The organism is Corynebacterium sp. HMSC059E07 (assembly GCF_001814395.1).
In the GTDB taxonomy this organism is placed as follows: domain Bacteria; phylum Actinomycetota; class Actinomycetes; order Mycobacteriales; family Mycobacteriaceae; genus Corynebacterium; species Corynebacterium hesseae.
The window spans coordinates 50,387-69,923 of the sequence record NZ_KV816308.1 but is presented as its reverse complement, the minus strand read 5'-3'; the positions used below and the strand labels follow the sequence as shown (position 1 = coordinate 69,923).

The 19,537-nt window shown below is 60.5% G+C and carries 23 protein-coding genes; 16 read left to right on the top strand and 7 right to left on the bottom strand.

Annotated elements, in window-relative coordinates; all coding sequences use genetic code 11:
- Positions 1–359: YjdF family protein (locus tag HMPREF2967_RS12825; protein ID WP_083312596.1), on the bottom strand; the 359-nt coding region annotated here is incomplete at its 3' end.
- Positions 360–712: 353 nt separating this feature from the next.
- On the opposite strand from HMPREF2967_RS12825, the gene HMPREF2967_RS06840 reads away from it, so the two are divergent.
- Together HMPREF2967_RS06840 and HMPREF2967_RS06835 are read left to right on the top strand one after the other, a co-directional pair.
- Positions 713–1,429, top strand: a complete 717-nt coding sequence (locus HMPREF2967_RS06840; protein ID WP_070685730.1) for an ASCH domain-containing protein — start codon at positions 713–715, stop codon at positions 1,427–1,429.
- A gap of 48 nt (positions 1,430–1,477) precedes the next feature.
- Positions 1,478–1,891: a hypothetical protein gene (locus tag HMPREF2967_RS06835; protein WP_070596258.1), complete on the top strand. Its 414-nt coding sequence runs from the start codon at positions 1,478–1,480 to the stop codon at positions 1,889–1,891.
- A 2-nt stretch (positions 1,892–1,893) separates the two neighbouring features.
- Here the strand turns inward: HMPREF2967_RS06835 and HMPREF2967_RS06830 are convergent, their stop codons facing one another.
- On the bottom strand, positions 1,894–2,412 hold the full coding sequence (locus HMPREF2967_RS06830) for a hypothetical protein (protein WP_070685728.1): 519 nt from the start codon (positions 2,410–2,412) through the stop codon (positions 1,894–1,896).
- A gap of 104 nt (positions 2,413–2,516) precedes the next feature.
- On the opposite strand from HMPREF2967_RS06830, the gene HMPREF2967_RS06825 reads away from it, so the two are divergent.
- Positions 2,517–3,344, top strand: a complete 828-nt coding sequence (locus HMPREF2967_RS06825; RefSeq protein WP_070520387.1) for an esterase/lipase family protein — start codon at positions 2,517–2,519, stop codon at positions 3,342–3,344.
- On the top strand, positions 3,344–3,640 hold the full coding sequence (locus HMPREF2967_RS12820; protein WP_083312594.1) for a CHY zinc finger protein: 297 nt from the start codon (positions 3,344–3,346) through the stop codon (positions 3,638–3,640). The genes HMPREF2967_RS06825 and HMPREF2967_RS12820 overlap by 1 nt, the downstream gene beginning before the upstream one ends.
- A 4-nt stretch (positions 3,641–3,644) precedes the next feature.
- On the opposite strand, the gene HMPREF2967_RS06820 is transcribed toward HMPREF2967_RS12820, so the two are convergent.
- Both HMPREF2967_RS06820 and HMPREF2967_RS06815 read right to left on the bottom strand, forming a co-directional pair.
- The gene (locus HMPREF2967_RS06820) at positions 3,645–4,160 is read right to left on the bottom strand and encodes a hypothetical protein (protein WP_232770718.1); all 516 of its coding nucleotides are present in this window, start codon (positions 4,158–4,160) and stop codon (positions 3,645–3,647) included.
- A 35-nt stretch (positions 4,161–4,195) separates the two neighbouring features.
- The gene (locus tag HMPREF2967_RS06815; RefSeq protein ID WP_070685722.1) at positions 4,196–5,518 is read right to left on the bottom strand and encodes a M20/M25/M40 family metallo-hydrolase; all 1,323 of its coding nucleotides are present in this window, start codon (positions 5,516–5,518) and stop codon (positions 4,196–4,198) included.
- Between the two features lie 78 nt (positions 5,519–5,596).
- Between HMPREF2967_RS06815 and bioB the strand changes: the two genes are divergently transcribed.
- The 3 genes from bioB to HMPREF2967_RS06800 are packed head-to-tail and all read left to right on the top strand — an operon-like array spanning position 5,597 to position 7,766.
- On the top strand, positions 5,597–6,577 hold the full coding sequence (bioB, locus tag HMPREF2967_RS06810; protein WP_070520377.1) for a biotin synthase BioB: 981 nt from the start codon (positions 5,597–5,599) through the stop codon (positions 6,575–6,577).
- Positions 6,577–6,831 carry a biotin synthase auxiliary protein BsaP gene (locus HMPREF2967_RS06805; RefSeq protein WP_070685720.1) on the top strand — a complete coding sequence of 85 codons (255 nt, stop codon included), beginning with the start codon at positions 6,577–6,579 and terminating at the stop codon, positions 6,829–6,831. Before bioB ends, HMPREF2967_RS06805 begins: the two co-directional genes overlap by 1 nt.
- An 11-nt stretch (positions 6,832–6,842) precedes the next feature.
- Positions 6,843–7,766, top strand: coding sequence for a Sir2 family NAD-dependent protein deacetylase (locus tag HMPREF2967_RS06800; RefSeq protein WP_070685717.1), 924 nt, complete (start codon positions 6,843–6,845; stop codon positions 7,764–7,766).
- On the opposite strand, the gene HMPREF2967_RS06795 is transcribed toward HMPREF2967_RS06800, so the two are convergent.
- Positions 7,763–8,512 (bottom strand): esterase/lipase family protein, encoded by a 750-nt coding sequence (locus HMPREF2967_RS06795; RefSeq protein WP_070685714.1) that lies wholly within the window; start codon positions 8,510–8,512, stop codon positions 7,763–7,765. The two genes, HMPREF2967_RS06800 and HMPREF2967_RS06795, sit on opposite strands and share 4 nt — an antisense overlap.
- Before the next feature lie 168 nt (positions 8,513–8,680).
- Between HMPREF2967_RS06795 and amn the strand changes: the two genes are divergently transcribed.
- The 6 genes from amn (at position 8,681) to HMPREF2967_RS06765 (ending at position 13,672) form a co-directional block, all read left to right on the top strand.
- Positions 8,681–10,084 carry an AMP nucleosidase gene (amn, locus tag HMPREF2967_RS06790; protein WP_070685711.1) on the top strand — a complete coding sequence of 468 codons (1,404 nt, stop codon included), beginning with the start codon at positions 8,681–8,683 and terminating at the stop codon, positions 10,082–10,084.
- Between the two features lie 53 nt (positions 10,085–10,137).
- Positions 10,138–10,653 (top strand): phosphoribosyltransferase, encoded by a 516-nt coding sequence (locus HMPREF2967_RS06785; protein ID WP_070520361.1) that lies wholly within the window; start codon positions 10,138–10,140, stop codon positions 10,651–10,653.
- The gene (locus HMPREF2967_RS06780) at positions 10,653–12,101 is read left to right on the top strand and encodes a SulP family inorganic anion transporter (RefSeq protein WP_070685708.1); all 1,449 of its coding nucleotides are present in this window, start codon (positions 10,653–10,655) and stop codon (positions 12,099–12,101) included. The genes HMPREF2967_RS06785 and HMPREF2967_RS06780 overlap by 1 nt, the downstream gene beginning before the upstream one ends.
- A gap of 118 nt (positions 12,102–12,219) precedes the next feature.
- On the top strand, positions 12,220–12,702 hold the full coding sequence (locus tag HMPREF2967_RS06775) for a ferritin (protein ID WP_070525023.1): 483 nt from the start codon (positions 12,220–12,222) through the stop codon (positions 12,700–12,702).
- Positions 12,703–12,765: 63 nt separating this feature from the next.
- Entirely contained in the window at positions 12,766–13,161 is a 396-nt protein-coding gene (locus HMPREF2967_RS06770) for a hypothetical protein (RefSeq protein WP_070525025.1), read from the top strand.
- Positions 13,094–13,672, top strand: coding sequence for an HAD-IA family hydrolase (locus HMPREF2967_RS06765; RefSeq protein ID WP_070685704.1), 579 nt, complete (start codon positions 13,094–13,096; stop codon positions 13,670–13,672). The genes HMPREF2967_RS06770 and HMPREF2967_RS06765 overlap by 68 nt, the downstream gene beginning before the upstream one ends.
- On the opposite strand, the gene HMPREF2967_RS06760 is transcribed toward HMPREF2967_RS06765, so the two are convergent.
- A complete protein-coding gene (locus HMPREF2967_RS06760) occupies positions 13,669–14,745 on the bottom strand; it encodes an ROK family protein (RefSeq protein ID WP_010188268.1) in 1,077 nt (358 codons plus the stop codon). The genes HMPREF2967_RS06765 and HMPREF2967_RS06760 overlap by 4 nt on opposite strands.
- A 98-nt stretch (positions 14,746–14,843) precedes the next feature.
- On the opposite strand from HMPREF2967_RS06760, the gene HMPREF2967_RS06755 reads away from it, so the two are divergent.
- The 3 genes from HMPREF2967_RS06755 to HMPREF2967_RS06745 all read left to right on the top strand — a co-directional run bounded on the left by HMPREF2967_RS06755 (position 14,844) and on the right by HMPREF2967_RS06745 (position 18,502).
- The gene (locus HMPREF2967_RS06755; protein WP_070685700.1) at positions 14,844–15,413 is read left to right on the top strand and encodes an LOG family protein; all 570 of its coding nucleotides are present in this window, start codon (positions 14,844–14,846) and stop codon (positions 15,411–15,413) included.
- 70 nt (positions 15,414–15,483) lie between these two features.
- Positions 15,484–17,145, top strand: a complete 1,662-nt coding sequence (locus HMPREF2967_RS06750; RefSeq protein WP_070685697.1) for a DUF885 domain-containing protein — start codon at positions 15,484–15,486, stop codon at positions 17,143–17,145.
- Between the two features lie 106 nt (positions 17,146–17,251).
- A complete protein-coding gene (locus HMPREF2967_RS06745) occupies positions 17,252–18,502 on the top strand; it encodes an ATP-binding protein (protein WP_070685694.1) in 1,251 nt (416 codons plus the stop codon).
- Here HMPREF2967_RS06745 and HMPREF2967_RS06740 read toward each other — a convergent pair.
- Entirely contained in the window at positions 18,482–19,534 is a 1,053-nt protein-coding gene (locus HMPREF2967_RS06740; protein WP_369816023.1) for an AbrB family transcriptional regulator, read from the bottom strand. The genes HMPREF2967_RS06745 and HMPREF2967_RS06740 overlap by 21 nt on opposite strands.
- Between the last annotated feature and the right edge of the window lie 3 nt (positions 19,535–19,537).

Genomic DNA, 19,537 nt, shown 5'->3' with positions numbered 1-19,537 from the left:
TCCGCTACGTGTCCACAATTTGCGGGCAACCCCAAAGTCTTACGTTGCTCCTTATTGATTTTCCGCTGTAGGCGTTTGGGATTTCCTCGTTGTGGCTCTTCAATAGTGCCAGGTATAGGTACGGAGCGATGGGCGCGTTTTACTAGGGAAGAACCATTGACGAGTAGCCACTTATAGAGTTCGGCATTATTAGGTTCTGGGCCGAAAACTACTCGGACGGCGCGTAGTTGGTTGTTGCTGGAAGTCTCGTAGACTCCGCACCAAAATTGTCCATCATGATAAAGGGTGAATTGAGCAGGCATAATTGTCTCCAGGTACGCTAAAGCGGACCTGACGACGCCGGATTCTTTAACTCTCATGAGAACAAGAGTTAAAGCGACGGATAGCACTGGTTAGTGCTATCGCTCAGACTTCCTACTGAGACTGTGCGTTTCGCGCATCAGGATCTTACGGGAATAACGCTAACACACCCTGAGGGCAGAGAACGCAGCCAACTGATGTCATGAAAAGCCATTTATGACAAGAATGAATGCCTAAGCAGGAGAATAGACAATGCGCGCCCAGTGTGGGAATCGCCGGGGTTATTGATATCTTCGGGGAATGATAGCGGCCAGAAATTCGAAGTTTTCGCCCTTATTTACCGTGAATGACAGCGACAGATTTGTGATCCCTTGGGCTTAGGAGTTGTGGCAGTAACAGCTACCTTTGAAGGGTGATTACTAATGAACTCCGAGAATTACTGACCGTAGCCACGACCCATGCGCAGCGCTTCCACGACGGGGAAGATCACACCGTAGCCGCAGCCCTCCTGACTGAATCCGGCAAACACGTGCTCGGTTTGAACGCATACCATTTTCTCGGTGGCCCCTGTGGTGAAATCTCGGCCTTAGCTAACCACGCTGCTAGTCATCCCGAGGATCCTATCCGAGCGGTAGTCGCCGTCCACGGCCCGACTGGCCAGGTGCTTTCGCCCTGTGGAAAATGCCGCCAAGTGCTATTTGATACTGATCCGTCTATCCGGTGCATCGTGCGCGGAAGCAATGGACTTGAAGCACTCACCGTGGAAGAGCTCTTACCGTTCGCATATAACTGGCGTGACATGGACAAAGAGCAACGCATCTATATGTGGGAAGGCTACGAGAAATCAATTCGAAGCGGAGAAAAACAACAAACAATTCGGGTGGATGACCCCTTCCACGAAGGAAGCGCCCAGATTGTCTTCGAGAAAGAATCCGGAGAGGTTGTCGCCATTCCCGCAGAAGTCACTTCTGTCGTCTCTACCCAGCGGAGGTCCTTGACGGAGGAACAGGCCCGAAGAGATGGCTTTGGTTCTCTTGCTGAGCTCCACGAAGCGCTCGATACTCACTATCCCGGATTAGCTGAGGATGACGAGGTCGACGTCGTAGAGTTCACACTCCGTAAGGCTTAAGTACTTCGGTAAAGACGACGGGGAAAGGGTTTTGCCTAGACTGTCGGTATGTTCGGCCCCGCTTCCACCCAGCCACCGCGGCTTATAGATTTCCCTGTGCTGCGGTTACCATTTGTGGAGTTCGTGCTTGTTGGGCTGCTGGTGGCCCTCTTTTTCGTCGATACGCAAGGAACTGATGCTGAGAGTGGTTTCCTTGCAGTCTTTGTGCTTCTTCCCGCACTCGTGTTTCTGGGAATTGCCTACCTTGTTTCCCTGCCCATGCAGCGGAAGGTCATTACAGATTTCCGCCTGGATGCCGTTTTTGTCGTTATCGGGGCGGTTGGTCTCTTCGGCTGGATCGGGCAGATGCTCATCGCTTTGCCCTTCCTGTGCTGCCTACCCGTGGGGCTTTCAGCACTGATCCGCAGAGGCATCGCCTTTGCGTTGTGGAAGAAGGGTAAAGGCCCTCAACTGCCGGAATGAGGTTACGCGCTTTGCCAGCGCATCCTGCCGTCCGATGCCGGGGCGCACGTCATCGGGACACCTCTCTTTGATACCCCGCTTCCGCCGTTGCAATATGCGCCGGGGTGAACGTAGTTCTGCTGTACGGCGGGTGCTTCATACACCGCGGCGGCTTCTTGAACTGGAGGATTCGCAGCCATCATTTCGTCGGCGCACTGCTGTGCCCAGCCAGAGGTTCCATCGCTGAAGAATGTCGTTCCGGTTTCGTGTAGCGAGACATCACCGCAGGACTCGATGGTTTTCTCCATCGGAGTAGGTTGCGCCGCACCGGGCGCCTCGGTGAAGCCGATGACTTCTTCTTGCGGTTGATCCACGCCGATATCTTCGGCGCTTTCCTCGGCAGTGGGAAGGGTGGGGTGTGGGGCGTCTTCAGTAACGCTGGTGCTTGACGACGTCTCACTCGCAGGGGTGGATTCAACGTCGAGAGAGGAACAGCCGCCGAGCACAAAGAGCGCAGAGGCAAGACAGAGAAGTCGCTTCATTTCAGGTCCTTTGTTTATCTACCTCTATGGTAGTGACGGGTACCCTAGTTGCGCACAGGAATCACACAGTAGCTGGCCAGGCTCGGCGGATAAGCTAGTGCCTCATGAAAAACGGCTTTTTACAGCGCGCTTTCCTTGCAATCCTCCTCGGCACTGCCGCCCCCGTTCCGGCTCATGCCCAGACCATGGAGACCTCCGCCGCGCAGGATCTCGGCATCAATGATCCTGACTGTAAGCCCACGGGCTCCGTCACCGAACCCGTTGTTTTATTGCACGGGACTTCGGCAAACTCGGCCGAGTGGAACGATCTCATCCCGAAGCTCAAGGACCAAGGGATGTGCGTGTGGGCCTTCGACTATGGCGCCGAGGACATTGCGTACCAAAATGCCTACGACTACATGAAGGGGATTGCGGATCTAGATTCTTCCGGGCGCGAGATCGCCGGGCATATTGAACACATCCGTGAGGTCACCGGAGCAAACAAAGTAAACCTCGTCGGTTTCTCCCAAGGCGGCCTGCACACCAAGACCTTCACACAACTCTACGGCTCAGCGGATGAAGTGAACCGCGTGGTCACCATCGGTGCGAACTTCCACGGGACGACGTGGGGCGGGCGGGCAACGCCCCTCAAGACGGCCGCAAAGATCGCGCCCGATGTGGTTGATTTCCTCGGCACCAGCGCTGGCATCGAGCAGTTGGAGGGCTCGGATTTTATGGAGAATCTCAACCAGCTTCCGGATACCGCGCCTGGTGTCACCTACACGTCCATCTACTCGCCGGCGGACAATACGGTGACACCGAATCAGACCTCGGAGCTCAGCGCTGTTCCGGGCGCGGACGTGGTCAACGTGGAATCGGCCCCAGTCGAACATGGAAATCTGCCCCACGACCCGCGCGTGCACGAGCAGATTCTGTGGGGGCTCACGCGTTAGTGACACACATCCAGGGAGCCATCGACGCGGGGGGTCGGTGCCGTCACTGGCACACGCTTGTTGACGTCATTGCGAACAAGTGCCACACCTGCGGCGGATGGTTCGCGTGTTCGCTGTGTCATGCGGAGCTGACAGACCATGACTTCGGGCCCATGCCGAAGGACGAGCTCTGCGTCATGTGCGGGGCCTGCGGCCGAACAATGACCTACGCCGAATACTCAGCATATAAATGCCCCGCGTGCGGGCAGGCCTTCAATACGGGCTGTGCGCTGCACGCGGGGACGTATTTCCGCTAGTCTTCTACGGCAAAAGCTGGGCCAGCGGGGTGCCCTCGACGAGGGTCTTGAGGTACGCCAGAATGTCCGGGACGTTGAAGGTGAAGTTGCCGATGGTCACCGGGAAGGTCGGAAAAGCGTTGTTTGCTGGGGCGTTATTGCCGTTATTGGCCGGGGCGCCACCACCGTTGTTAGCAGGGGCAGTGTTGTTCGCTGGGGCGGTGTTATTAGCTGGGGCACCACCATTGTTAGCAGTGTTGCCACCGCCACCGTTCAGGCCGCAGCGAGCGATGGCCTCGTCGGCGCGGGCGACGGCATCGCGGATCTCGGGACCGCGCGGGTGGAAGTTGGCAGCAGCCAGCGCCTGGGACTTCTTGCTGTTGTAGTCAGACGGATTGGTGTAGTACTTGGTGGCCTGCTCACAGGAAATCTGGCCGGCCGGGACCTTGGCCAGGTAGTCATCCACCATGTCGGCGGATGCGGTAGGGGCGGACAGGCCGATGGCGGCAGCAACGGAGCAGAGGACAAGCTTATTTCTCATGCGCCACATTGTGCCACAGCTTTTACACGTTTGCGTTAGTGCTCGCTTCCTAAGAAACGATTTACCAGCGAAAAATACGCCTTCACAGTCAAATCCAAGTCTTCCAGGTAGAGGTGCTCATCGTGGCTGTGCAGCTGCGAGTTTGCGCTGGCCATATCCCGATCCTCCGCATGCAGCGCGAAGCCATAGGCGTTGCCGCCGCGGCGACGAGCCACGCGCAGGTCGGAACCACCCGTCGCCAGCACCGGCAGTACTTCCTTATCCGGAAAAAATTCGTGAGCGGTCTCCTCGATGCAGCGCCACAGCTCAGTATCAGTCGAGGACTGTGTGGCGTCCTCCGTAATAAGGTGCTCGATCTCTACTTCGTCGGCCATATCGCCGAGGGCCTCACGCAGGAACTCGTCGAGCTCCTCCTGGGTCTGGCCAGGGAAGGGGCGGATATCCATCTCCAGGTAGGCGTGGGAAGGCAGCACGTTGATGGCGCCACCCGCGCGCAGGACAGTTTGGGCAATCGTTGTGTGCGAGAAGGCGTGGGCGTAGGCAGACAAATTACCGAACTTTTCATAGTCGGTGGCGGTAGCGGAGCCGTCGAGAAGCGCTGCCTCCGTTGCGGGGTCGAAGCGGAAGGTCTTGACGAATCCCTGCCACACCTCATCCGTGGCCACGGGTGGCTCGGCGGCGGCGATGCGGCGGGCAACTTCACCAATCTTGACGATGGCAAAGTCCTTCCCAAACGGCGTGGAGCCATGGCCGGCATCGCCATGCACGTGCAGGCGGCGCTGGCCCGCGCCTTTCTCTCCGACGTTGAAGCCGAGCGCGCCGGGCAGGTGGCTGCCGCCGGTTTCCGAGAGGCAGTTGCGCACTGAGTAGGCCTCCGGGTGGTGCTTATCCATCCAGATGGAGCCCAAACCACCACGTGCCTCCTCGTCGGCCATGCCGACAAAGGCCAGGGTGCCGCCGGGGTTGCCGCGCTGAGCCACATCGCGAGTCACCGCCGCCATCGTCGCCGTAATAAAGAGCATGTCCACCGCGCCGCGGCCGTAGAGCTTGCCATCTTCGATGACGGCGTCGAAGGGCGGTTTGGTCCACTTGGGCTCGTCGACGGGCACGACGTCGGTGTGGCCCATGAGCGTGAGCGGCTCCTTGTCCGAGTCACCCGGAACGGTCACCACGATGGTGACGCGGCCTGGGTGTGATTCATAGCGTTGAATCTCCACCGGGGTGCCTGCGAAAAACCGCTCCAACGTGTCGGCATTGCGGACCTCGTGGCCGGAGTCAGGCGTGAGGTCATTCACGCAGGCATTGCGAATGAGCTGCTGAAGCAGTGCGAGGGTGTCGTCGTAGAGCGTGGAATCCATGGCCTAAAGGGTAGCCCGGACTACATAAAACCGGCAGATTTACCACAACTTGAACGGTGTTCAAGTAAGGTTTCCGGCATGAGCATCGTAGACATCGCACGCGAGAAGGCCCTGGAGCAGGGCATCGGCCTCAACGAAGAAGAACTCCTGCAGGTTCTCCAGATCCCGGATGAGCAGCTGGAAGAGATCGCGGACATCGCCCACAAGACCCGCCTCAAGTGGTGTGGTCCGGACGTGTCCGTGGAAGGCATCATCTCCATTAAGACCGGCGGCTGCCCGGAGGATTGCCACTTCTGCTCACAGTCGGGCCTGTTTGATTCTCCCGTACGCGCCGCGCGCCTCAACATCCCGGAGCTGGTGGAGGCCGCCAAGAAGACCGCCAAGACGGGTGCGACGGAGTTCTGCATCGTGGCTGCGGTCAAAGCCCCAGATGAGAACCTGCTCTCCCAGGTTGCGGAAGCCATCCCGGCCATCCTCGACGAAGTGGACATCGAGATCTCCCTCTCGCTCGGAACCCTGACCCGCGAGCAAGCCCAGCGCCTCAAGGACATGGGCGCCCAGCGCTACAACCACAACCTGGAGACCTCCAAGTCTTTCTTTCCCAACGTGGTCACCACGCATACCTGGGAGGAGCGCAAAGAGACCCTCGAGAACGTCCGTGCAGTCGGCATGGAAGTCTGCTCCGGCGGCATTATCGGAATGGGCGAATCACTAGAAGACCGCGCCGAGTTCGCTTACCAGCTGGCCCAGATTGAGCCCTGCGAGGTGCCGATGAACTTCCTTGACCCGCGCCCGGGCACACCATTCGCGGACTACCCGCTGGTCCCGCTCGGTGAGGCGCTGCGCGCCGTGGCCGCCTTCCGCCTGGCCATGCCGTCCGTGACCCTCCGTTTTGCAGGCGGCCGCGAGCTCTCCCTCGGTGACGACGGCACCGAAAAGGGTCTCCTCGGCGGCATCAACGCCATCATCGCCGGCAACTACCTGACCACGCTGGGCAAGCAGATCGAGAAGGACGTCGACATGCTCGGCCGCATCGACCTGCCTATCAAGGCCCTCTGATGAACAGCTCGACGGAGCTGGCCGCTGCCGTACTCGCCGGCGAGGAGCCGCTGTTCCACCCCAACACTGGGAAGCCACTAAGTGAAGAATTCACCCTGCACCCGGCAGCCGCGGCCGGCCTGGACGTCCCGCGCTATTGCCAGCTGTGCGGGCGCCGCATGGTGGTGCAGGTGCGCCCGGATGGTTGGAACGCGCGCTGTTCGCGGCACGGCGAGCTCGACTCGGATCACCTTTATGAGGAGGCACTTCCGTAAGCTGGGGCACCATGGATCCCGCTGTTGCCCACGCCCATCAGTCTGCGCTGCGCTCGATTTCTCGTGTCGTCACCGAGATTGCGACCCCGACGCCTCCACAACAAGCGTTGAACGCCGTCACCGAGCAACTGCGCCGCGGCAACGTCATGGTCCTCACGGGAGCAGGTGTATCCACAGAATCAGGCGTGCCGGATTATCGCGGCCCGAATGGCTCCCTCAGCCGGCACCGCCCCATGACCTACCAGGAGTTCCTGCACGACCCGCAGGCCTCGCACCGCTATTGGGCCCGCGCCTTTGTGGGCTGGCGGGTCATGCAGGCCGCACACCCCAACCGCACGCACTACGCCTTGGTCGAGCTCGAGCGCGCCGGGCTTCTCACGGGCGTTGTCACGCAGAACGTTGATGGCCTGCACGAGGAAGCTGGGCAGCGCAACCTCATCGCCCTGCATGGGGACATGCAACACGTCGTGTGCTTGAGCTGCGGGTACGAAGAAGCACGCGCGGAGTACGACACCCGCGCGGCCACAGCCAACCCGACGTACCTCCAACGCTGGGCAGTCAACAAGGACGACGTCAACCCCGACGGTGACGTCGCCCTCAGCGAGGAAGCAGTGGAAGAATTCGTCATGCCCGGCTGCGTGCAGTGCGGCTCGCAGCGCCTGAAGCCAGACGTGGTCTATTTCGGTGAGCCAGTGCCTACTTACAAAAAGGACGCCGCCTATGCGATGGTCAACGCGGCGGACTCGGTGCTCGTTGCCGGTTCTTCGCTGGCGGTCATGAGCGGCTTTCGGTTCGTCCTAGAGGCCAAGAAACAGGGCAAGCGCGTGGCCACCATCAATGGAGGGCCGGGACGCGCCGACGATCGCGTCGACACCCTGTGGCGCACCCAGGTGGGCCCGGCTTTCGACGCGATCCTGGATGAGCTAGAACTCTAAAGCTGCTCTAGCTCTTCGAGCACCACGTGGCATACCCGCTTGTCCAAGGGCATATCCTCGTGGCGGATTATCGCGCGGCGCTCGATGTCTTGGATGTAAATGTTGCGCACCTGAGGGCCGTTGAGGAAGCAGGTATTGGGTGGAACCACGACGGCATCGGAGCGCGTGGCGATGCACGTATAGCTCACACCGGGTTCGACCTCACTGCCGCGGTTCGTTGCCTCCACGACCTCGCTGCCGACTACTTGCTGCATGCCGGCGGGGCCAAACCAGCCGTCGATAAGCGTGCGCACGACCTCCTCCTGGCGCTCGCCACGGAAGAGGGGGCTGGCAATTCCGCCCTGGGTCGTTCCGTGGTTGGGGGCGCTGATGCAGACGACGTGCCGTACAGACTCCGCGCTATCGTGCATGCGCATCCAATAGCGAGCCAATAGCCCACCTTGTGAATGCCCCACGAGGATCACCTTTTCCGCGCCGGTGACGGCAAGGACGGCATTGATGTAGGCGTCGAGCTGCCGGGCGGATTCCTGCAGGGGAGCGGTGGCGCGGGTCCCGTAGTCAGGGGCGAAGGTGGCCCAGCCAGCGGTGCGGAGCATGTCTGCGAGGACTTGCCAGACGCCTTTGCTGTCGCAGGTTCCGTGGATCAAAATAACCGGCCAGGGTCGTTCGGCGGTGGGGCGCGCGGACCAGTCGTCTTCGCACACGCCTCGTGTCCGCCTGCGGGCACCGAGGGGGAGTGTGGTCATGGGATTGCAGTTTACTCTTGACGCCCCTCCAACTTTTTTACTAAGCTAAGGCTTGCCTAATACGGGCCGGGCGGTGAGCTCCACACCGCACGCGTTACCGGATTAGTCATGGGGATAGAGCCCGCCGCCTCACCGCGGCGGGCTTCTTTCATGGATACACTCGCGAGCATGACCGACCTGCAGCATGTCCACTCCGTCAATGAAGCGATTTCCCGCCTCAGCGAGCTCTATGACAGTTCTTGCGAGCTGGCACGTCACGCTCTCGCCTCGGGGGACCACGACGCCTACCGCCACGTGGTCTACCCGAAGATCACCGTGGATATCCGCCAATGGACGCCCATCGACCGCTCTGAGCCCTTCGGCTACGTGGACCAAGAAGGCCGCTACTCGGCAGTGATATCAAAACCATGGCTGATTCGTAGCTACCTCACGGAGCAGCTCACGCGGCTCACCAATAACTACCCCTGCGATATCTACGTCGGTCAATCGGATGAGCGCATCCCGCCGGAATATATCCGGGGGATTACAGAAATTCCCCAGGACCGCGGCGATATACCCCGGCCCACCCTCGATGCGGTTCATGACGGGATCGTTGACGGCGCGTGGAAGGCCTTCCATGGGAAAGAAAAGCCGCTGTTCCACTTCGGCCCGCAGCGCTTCGACATCGCCTGTGCTCGCATCGAGCACTACACCGGCATCGAGGTGGACACCGTGCAGAAGTACATCCTGTTCACCAACTACGCCATGCACACCACCGAGTTCGTCAAGTTCGGCCTGCGCGAACTCTCACGTGAGGATTCACGCTACACCGCGCTCGTGCTGCCCACGGGGGAGACCATCCACTCCAATGACGCGGTGCTTCTCGACGTCGACGAGCTCACCCTCACCTCCCGCTACCAGATGCCCCGTTTTGATCTCATCACCGCCGGCGGAGATGGCATCACCATGATCAACATTGGCGTGGGCCCCTCTAATGCCAAGACCATCACAGATTGCCTGGCGGTGCTGCGCCCAGAGGCCTGGATCATGATCGGCCACTGCGCAGGGCTCGATGGCCGCATGCGCATCGGCGACCTCATCCTGGGCAACGCCTACCAGCGCGAGGACCACATCCTCGACGGCACCGTCACCACCAGCAACCCGATTCCCGCCATTCCAGAAATCCAGCGCATGCTGGAGGCCGCCGTCGAAGAGGTCTATGGGAAAGACAAATCGCTCATGCGCACCGGCACGGTGCTCTCCACCGATGACCGCAACTGGGAGTGGCGCACCTCCCGGGACTTGTGGGAATGGCTGCGCCACTCCACCGCGGTGGCCGTGGACATGGAATCCTGTACCCTCGCTGCCAACGGCTATCGCTACCGCATCCCGTATGGCACTCTGCTGTCGGTGTCCGATCTGCCTTTGCACGCCGTGCCCAAGCTTCCTGCCCAAGCGCAGGCCTTTTACTCGAACTCGAAGGAAGCCCACGTCATGTGTGCGGTGCGCGCGGTGGAGGCTTTGGCGGAGAATCCGGAGCGGCTGCGCACCCGCAAACTGCGCCGAACGGTGGCGGAGGTTCCGTTCCGCTGAGGTAGATGATTAGACTGAGGGAAATGCACAATCTGGCGAAGGAGACCTAGACGATGAGCACCCCGGAGTGGTGGAACCCGGAACGCGAGAACCTGACGTGGGAGGTCTTCGGTGAGGCCAGCCGCTACCTTTCGCAACAAATCGTGGATTCGGGCTGGTTCCCGGATCTCATCGTGGGCGTGGCCCGCGGAGGCCTGATCCCTGCAGGCGCTATTGGTTATGCCATCGGCGTCAAAGAAATGGGCGCTATCAATGTGGAGTTCTACACCGATATCGGTGAGACCCTGCCGGAGCCGATTCTCCTTAACCCGCAGCTGGATACGGATTCGCTCAAGGACAAGAAGGTCCTCGTCGTCGATGACGTAGCGGATTCCGGCAAGACCCTCGACCTCGTGGTCAACCTGCTCGAGCAGACCGCGTCCGAGGTCAAGTCCGCGGTGATTTATACCAAGCCGACCACCATTTTTGAGCCGGACTTCTCGTGGAAGAAGACCGACCAGTGGATCAACTTCGCGTGGTCCGTCCTCCCGGTCATCACCCGCGATGGTTCCTTCAAAGACGGCCACTAATGTCTGACCGTTCCGCCGGTTCTTTCCGCGCGGCCTTCAGCTCGCCCGCCCGCTTCCGCAAGGAGGTGTTTGGCGGGCTTGCTGTTGCGCTGGCCCTCATCCCTGAAGTTTTAAGTTTTTCCATCCTCGCCGGGCTCGACCCCAAGGTGGGGCTCTTCGCCTCCGTCATCATGGCGATGTCCATCGCCATCACCGGCGGGCGCCCAGCCATGATCTCCGCTGCAGCTGGTTCTGTCGCCGTGGTTATCGCGCCCCTGGCCCACGAGCATGGCCTGCAGTACGTGCTCTTGACCATTTGGATGGCGGGCATCCTGCAAGTAGTGATGGCAATGCTGGGCGTCGCCAAGCTCATGCGTTTCATCCCCCGCAGCGTCATGCTGGGTTTCGTCAACGCGCTGGGCATCCTCATGTTTACCGCGCAGCTGGGTCACCTGTGGCAGGTGCCGTGGCTGGTCTATCCTCTCGTTGCTCTGGGCCTCGTCATCATGGTGGTGTGGCCGCGCATCACCACGGTAATCCCCGCGCCCCTCGTGGCGATTATCGTGGTGAGCGTACTCACCGCTATTTTCGGCTGGGACGTTCCCGATGTCGCGGATCAGGGCGAGCTGCCGACCTCCCTGCCCGGTTTCGTCATTCCGGATATCCCGTGGACGAAGGACACCCTCCTCCTCTGCCTTCCCTATGCGTTGGGCGTGGCACTCGTCGGGCTCATGGAATCCCTTCTCACCGCCAAGCTTGTCGACGACCTCACGGATACCCACTCCGATAAAACGCGCGAATCCGTAGGCCAGGGCATCGGCAACATGCTCGCCGCCGCCATCGGCGGCATGGGCGTGTGCGCGATGATTGGCCAGACCATGATCAACGTCAAGGAATCCCAGGCACGCACGCGCTTGTCGACGTTCCTCGCCGGCGTCTTCCTCCTTATCCTCATCCTCGTGTTGGGGGACACCGTAGGGAAAATCCCCATGGCTGCTCTTGTGGCGGTCATGTTCATGGTGTCCTTTCACACCGTGGATTGGCGCTCGGTGCGCACGATTCACCGCATGCCTTTGAGCGAAACCCTCGTCATGCTGGTGACGGTGATTGGCACCTTGGCCACGAATAATTTGGCGGTCGGTGTGATCCTCGGTGTGCTCACTGCCTCGGTGGCCTTTGCGCGCCGCGTCGCCCACCTCGTGTCGGTCGAGCTAGAGGGCAATGTCTACACCGTGCGCGGCCAGCTCTTCTTCGCCTCTTCCAACGATCTGGTCTATGCCTTCGACTACACCCTGCCGGTGGAGAAGGTCATCGTGGATTTCTCCGAGGCCGATATTTGGGACGCTTCGACCGTGGCTGTACTCGATTCCGTCCAGAGCAAGTACGCGAGCCGCGGAATAGCGGTGGAATTCCGGGGCCTCGATGGCGCAAGCCTTCAGCGCTATCAGAGGATTTCTGGTTTGGGTTAGGTAAACCTACCAGAAAAAATGTTATGACGTGCGAGTTTGCTTAAGATCGCCTTGCTAGCGCGTCCTGAGTTTTTCTGTATTGTGGGTAACACAAAAACGGATGAAAGGAAGCACCCTCATGGATGAGAAGCTGCAAACCCTCCTCAACGAGCAGGTCAACAACGAGCACGGCGCGGCCCTGATTTATACCCAGCTGGCATATGAAATGGACAATCTGTCCTTCCCGGGCATGCGCGATTGGTTCTTCAAGCAGGCAGAGGAAGAGCGCGAGCACGCGCAGAAATTCGCCGAGCACCTGCTGGACCGCGGCTACCGCGTGGAGCTGGAGGATATCCAGGTTGGCTCCGTCAAGGCCGCTACGCCGCTGGATGCCTTCGAGGCATCCCTCGCGCATGAGCAGAAGGTCTCGGAGCAGATCCGAGAGATCGCCCGCACCGCAGATGCGGCTGGGGACCTGGATTCCCGTGGTCTCATCAACTGGTTCCTCGAGGAGCAGGTTGAGGAAGAGTCCTCCGTGTCTGAGATCATTGACCAGCTCAAGCTGGTGGGCAATGACGGTTCTGGCCTGCTGCGTGTCGATGGCTCGCTGGCGCAACGGTAACGAAGCCATATAGTTTGCGCGGATTCTCCCACGGCCCCCTGCGGTTGGTGGGAGAATTTTTTTATGACTACAACGCGCCTCATGCTCATCTGCGGTGCCCTTGCCGGGCTAGCGATTGCATTGGTCGGTGGCATGTGGCTGGCGGCAACCAACATGGCTCTGGGAACCTTTTTCTTCGCCCTCGCGGTGATGCTCGGCCCGTTTGCCGGGCTTGCCCTCTTATTGTGCGCCGCCGCGGCGGCGACGGCGCTGAGCCGCTCCCTGTTTAGCGTCGGCGGCTTGTTCCTAGTGGGGGCAACCTCGACGCTGTGGGCGCATGGCACACTATCGCTTCCGCTTTTCGTAGCGGGCACGCTGACTGGCGCTCTTGCGGTCTGGCTACACTGGGCGCATGGCCACTTTGCTCTTCGACCTCTACGGCGTGCTCATGCGGTCAGCTACGCCCGCCGGGAACGCTGAGCTGGAGGATTACCTCCGTCCCGACAATGTAGAGCACTTTTGGTCTCTTTATGAGGAGTTTCGCCCTGCATATGACGCTGGGCACCTGAGCGATGCGCAATATTGGGGCCGCATTCGCGCGCTGGCCGGTCTTGCTCCTTTTGATGTCAGCCACGCTATCGAATTGGACACCGAGCATTTGCTGGTAGCCGACGAAGAAATGGTTCGTGCGGTCCTAGGGTTTATTGGCCAAGGCCATAGTGTTGGCATCCTGGCGAATGTGCCAGCGGCATTGGGAACCAGGATCCGCCAGACGCAGCCCTGGCTGGAAGAATGCGCCGCCGTGACGCTGAGCTGCGATATCGGGGTGGCCAAGCCGGATCCGGAAGCCTACCTCGTGGCCGTGGATGCCCTCGGGGCCCAGGCCAAGGACACCCACTTCTTCGACGATCGGCCTGACTTCGTCGCTGGCGCCCAGCGCCTTGGACTCAAAGCCCACCTTTTTACGGGAATTACTTCAATCCCCTTCTAGGCAGCTTTGGCCTCGCGGCCGAGATCGAGCGGCACGCGCAGCAACGGATCCAGCGCCACAGCGCGGGTGCAGGCGCGAACAATCTCGGTGTGTGAGGGAACCATGCGCAGCTCCACTGGGTGGTCGGTGGCCTGACGTACAGCGGAAGCAAAGAGCTTCGGCGCTGCCGGATCATCTGAGAAGGCTCCGCCGGCTACCACGAGGGTGTCCGGTTTATGCTCAGCCAAAAGCTCAGCGGCGGTGGCGCCGAGGGAGCGTGCGCGGTCGTCGAGAAGCGCTCGCGTCTCATCGTCAGCGTTCGCAACCACGTCTGGGAAAGACTCCTCACCTGTCACATCGAGCACCGCCTGCGTAGCGAGAGAGTCAGGGTCATCGATGTCGAGCTGCACGATCTCATCGCCGACTGTGAGCGCAGCACCGACGGAGTCATCCGCGTAGAGCACCATGACGGGCTTCTCCGCTCCCATTTCCGTCGACTGCGTCTCTGAGCCGAGGATGGCCGGGATGACGGAAGACACAACTACCGGAACGCCGAACTGATACTCCAAGCGGCTGGCGATGTCCATTTCGTCCCACCCCAGGTTGTGGGCGGTGATGCGCCCGGCCTCGTTGACGCTGCCGGAGGTGGTCACGCCGACTGACACCAAGCGGCGATCCAGGCCGGCCATGAGGCGATTAACGCCAGCGATGATGTGCTCGATGACGTCACTCGCGCTCAGGCGAGAAACCGGTGTAGCCACGTCTTCCTCGCGGAGCGTGCGTCCTTGCGTGTCAAAGAAGGCGATGTGGGTAAAGGCGGTACCGACGGCAATGCCGGCCAGCATCCAGTCATTATCCGCTACCTCCAAGGGCACTGTGGGGCGCCCGCGACCGCGGGACTGCGTCAAATCCGTGCGCTGGCGGATCAGTCCAGCACCCAAAAGCGCGGCGGTGGCGCGGGTGATTGTGGGCTGGGAGAGTCCCGTGGCTTCGACAAGTTCACTGCGGGTGACAACGGGGTTGAGTCGAATGATGTGGAGGCACTTCGCCGCTGGGGTGCGGGGGCGCGTGAACACGGGACCGGATTTAATCATGGCGTCAAGTATAAATTCACCAGACCGCATTGTCTAATAGAAATTGGGATTCAGTAGACATCATGGTCTAGAAATGCTCCTGCGATAGAGTGATACCCATGGATTCTGTTGCTGTGTACTGCGGCTCCGCCGCCGGAAACTCTGAGGCCTATAGCCACGCCGCGCACCATTTGGGGGAGGAGCTCGCGCGCCGAAACCTCACCCTGGTCTATGGCGGTGGTGACGTAGGCCTGATGGGTATCGTTGCGGACTCCTGCCTTGCGGCCGGCGGAACCGTCATTGGAGTAATCCCGCGCCAGCTCGTCGATTACGAGCTTTCCCACCAGCGGGTAACCCAGCTCGAGGTGGTCGACACCATGGCCCAGCGCAAGACGCGCATGGAGGAGCTCGCCGATGCCTTCGTGTGCCTGCCGGGTGGCGTGGGAACCCTGGAGGAGCTCACCGAGGTCCTCACCTTGCAGCAGTTGGGGAACATCGATGGTCCGGTGGGACTCGTAGACGTGAACGGCTACTGGCAGCCGTTTAGAAAAATGTACTCCGCAATGGTGCAGGAGGGGTTTGTTCAAAAACGCTTCCTCGATGCGCTCGTGGTCAATGCCGATCCAGCTGAAGTGCTGAACGAATTCGCATCCTGGGTGAGTCCGGGTAGCAAGTGGAGCAACAATTAGCTAACAACCTGGTAAATAAGGCGGCACCAGGTTGGCCCAAACCCCCGGATCTTCGTTAGACTTCGCCCTTATGAGTTTTGACCAGAACGCAGAGCGCCAGCCTTCGCTGCTGGATGCGTCGTGCGATAACTTCGTCCACGACCTCGCGCAGCTCACGCCCACCGATGCCACCGCGTGGGGAATCCCCGGCTTCGATGGGGAGCTGGAGGATTTCTCCCCGGAGTACTACTCCTCCGTGGCGGATCGCACCCGTGAGATGATGGCGGATCTCGATGCACTCGATGACACCACCGACGAATCCGACGATGACGACGATTTCGACGAGGTGGACTATGTCACCGCCGCCGTCCTGCGCGACCGTCTCTGCCTGGATCTTGACCTGCACCATGCTGGTGAGGACATCCGTTGTCTTAACAACATTGCCTCGCCGGTGCAGACCATCCGCGACACCCTGATGCTCATGCCGAAGGACACCCCGGAACAGCTCGACGCCCTGCGTTCGCGCCTGTCGAAGGTGCCGGCATCCCTCAGCGGCTACAAGGAGTCCCTCACCGAGGCGGCGTCGCGTGGCATGGTGGCGCCCCAACGCCAGATCTCGGAAGTATTCGTGCAGAGTGAGCGGCTTGCCGACGCCGGCTCCATGCTCGAGGACCTTGGTGTGGAGGGCCCCGAGGTGGACGCGGCCAAGGAAGCCTTCGGCGAATTCGCCGATTGGCTTTCCAACGAGCTGCAACCGCAGGCTCCGTCCCAGGACGCAGTGGGCCGGGAGCGCTACGAGCGCTTCTCCAGGCTTTTCGTCGGGGATGCCGTGGACCTCGATGAGGCCTATGAGTGGGGTCTGGATCAGGTGCGTTCCATCAAGGCGGAACAAGAAAAGATCGCCCACGAGCTCTATGGCTCCGACGTGACGGTCCGCGCCGCGATGCGCAAGCTCAACGAGGAGGAGCGCTACCAGCTCCACGGCACCGACGCGCTGGTGGAGTGGATGCAGTCCACCGCGGATCGCGTCATTAAGGACCTCGACGGCACCGCCTTCGATATCCCGGAGGCCGTTAAAGAAATCGAGTGCTGCATCGACCCGGCCGGCACCGGCGGTATCTTCTACACCTCGCCGTCGGATGACTTCTCCCGCCCCGGCCGCATGTGGTGGTCCGTACCGTCTGGTCAGGAGCTTTTCCACACCTGGCAGGAGCTGACCACCGTCCACCATGAGGGCGCGCCGGGCCACCACCTGCAGATTGGTGCCGCGCTGACCCAGCCTGACCTCAACCTGTGGCGCCGCGCGGTGACCTGGAACTCCGGCCACGGTGAAGGCTGGGCTCTGTACGCTGAGGCACTCATGGCGGAGCTGGGTTACATGGATGACCCGGGTTTCCGCATGGGGCTTCTCGACGCCCAACGTTTCCGCGCCGCCCGCGTCGTGGTGGACATCGGACTCCACTTGGGGAAGCCTTTGCCGGACTGCAACACTTCCGGTGTCTGGGATAAGTCCCACGTAAAGACCTTCATGCGTGAGAACACCGCGATGGATGATGCCAACCTCTCCTTCGAGGTCACCCGCTACCTGGGTTGGCCGGGTCAGGCTCCGTCTTATGCCTTGGGCCAGCGCCTGTGGCAGCAAACCCGCGACGCTGCGGTGGAGCAGGGCATGGAAGTACGCGATTTCCACTCCCAGGCATTGGCCCTAGGCTCTGTGCCGATGTCGATCCTGCGTGAGGCAATTCTGGACTAAAACCCCAGGTCGCTTCTTAGACTCTTGGATTTATCCACACCTGACTCTTGGATTTATCCACTAGTGACTCTGTGATTTATCCACTTGTCGGGCTAACATGCGTGGTATGTACCTGCCCCGAATCGTTGATGCAGAAGTCGAGAGAGGGCTCCGTGTTTCGGGAGCCCTCTTCCTCAAAGGCCCCCGTGCAAGTGGGAAAACATCAACAGCACGCCAATTCGCAAAGTCCGTCATTCAACTTGACCGTGACTCCCCAGAAGCAAACCTTGCGCGCATGCAACCGGCTTTGGGGCTTCAAGGGGCGCGGCCGCGGCTTATTGATGAGTGGCAGGTTGTCCCTGCTATCTGGAATGAAGTGCGCCATGCAGTTGATGACTCACCGGAGAAAGGACAGTTTCTCCTTACAGGCTCCTCCACGCCCAATGACGATGCCACCAGGCATTCGGGCGCAGGCCGTATTCGTTCTATTCAATTGCGCACGTTGAGTTTGGCAGAGCGAGAACTTGCTGCTGAGCGGGTATCACTGGGCGCCATCATTGCTGGCAATCAAGAGCCTACAGCCGGGACGGACGCCACCGTGGCGGATTATGCCCGATGGATCGTTGCTGGTGGTTTTCCGGAGTTCTTTGACCTTGATCCGCTCGACGCGCAGGAAGGGATGGAATCCTACCTCACGGAGATGAGCGAGCACGATTATCCGGAGCTTGGCGGACCGCGCCGCGATCCGCGCCGTTTCCAGTCTTTCCTTCATGCCTATGCCGGACTAGTTGCCCAGCCGGCCACCGCTGCAGCGATTCGTAAACGCATAGGAGAACTCAGCAGCGCTACCTCGACACCAGCCGCAGAAACTGTGAACGGCATTCACGATTTTGCTACGCGCCTCTTCCTTATTGAGGATCAACCAGCTTGGTCACCGCGTACGAGGTCGAAGACTTCCATGGTCCAAATGCCTAAACGCCAGCTTGCCGATCCCGGTTTGGCTGCTGCTTTGTTGGGAACGGGCCCAGATAAACTGCTCGGAGATTTAGAGACATTAGGCATCCTCTTCGAGGCGCAACTTGTGCACGATCTGCGCGTCTATGCGCAGGCACTGCGTGCGCGCGGAGTATTCCACCTGAGGGATATGAAGGGGCGCGAAGAAATTGATGCAGTAGTGGAGCTTCGAGATGGTTCGTGGGTGGGATTTGAGGCGAAACTTTCGCACAACGAGGTCGATGCAGCGGCAGCACACCTTAAGCACGTAGCCGCTAAGCTTTCTTCGCCTCCAGCAGCGCTGATAGTTGTGATTCCCAGCGGTCCAGCTTTCCAACGTCCGGATGGGGTCTGGGTGGTACCACTAGCGGCGCTTGCGGAATAGCCCCAGAATCTGCGGCAGGTAGCCGGCGATGACGAGCACGATGATGAGCCGGATAATCTGTACGGCCACCACGGCGGGACCCGCCCCTCCTTCTGCGGACAGCGCGAGAACCGTCTCCAGCGCGCCGGGCGAGGTGGCGAGGTAAGCCTCAAAGTAGGTGATGTTTAGCCACGCGGTCAACGGCAGGGCGGTCAGCGCGCACACGCCGATCACGACAATGATGAAGAGGATCGTCGCCGGTAGCTGCTTGGCGAAGGCCCGCAGTGCCGGTACCGACAGCCCGCCACCACAGACCCAGCCGATGGACATGAATGCCATGATCTTGAACACGTAGAGCGGCTCCAAGGTGTGGCCGGCTGGGATAATCTGCGCGACCAGCACCGTCAAGATGAGCGGACCTAGCACCGCAGCCGCAGGCAAACGCACGAGCTTGCCTAGCTTCTCACCAACCACGGCGATAGCGAGGGTCAGCAGCACAATCCACCACGTGACCTCGCCGTCAACGCTCATGTCGACGCCTTCGCCCGCAGGAGCATCTAACAAAGAAACCACCAAAGGGAGCGATACCGACACCGCCAGAAGGCGCAGATATTGCGTCAGCGCCACGTAGCGGTAGTCCGCACCCAGCTCGCTAGCCAGCGCGGGCATGAGCGAGGCTCCGCCGGGCAGCATGGATAAAATGCCCGTCTCCCAGGAAATATCCTTCGGCTGTGAGCGGTGTAGCAGAACACCGCCAGCGACACCGATAAGCACGGTGATGAGGGACATCGTCACCGCAGCCGGCACAAAGCCAATGAGCGTGGAGGCAGGCACAAGGGTCAGCGGTATCCCCGCCATCATTCCGATGAAACCGCGAGCGACAGCATAGAAGCGATCGTTGACGGAAAGCTCCTTGCCCGTCGTCAGTGCCATGGCGCCGGAGACCACGATGGCGCCCAGAATCCAGGCGGCGGGCACGTGCAGGTAGCTGAATACTGCCCCGAGAGCAACAGATCCCGGGGCAACGATGGCCCACCTTGCACGCACAGACATGCA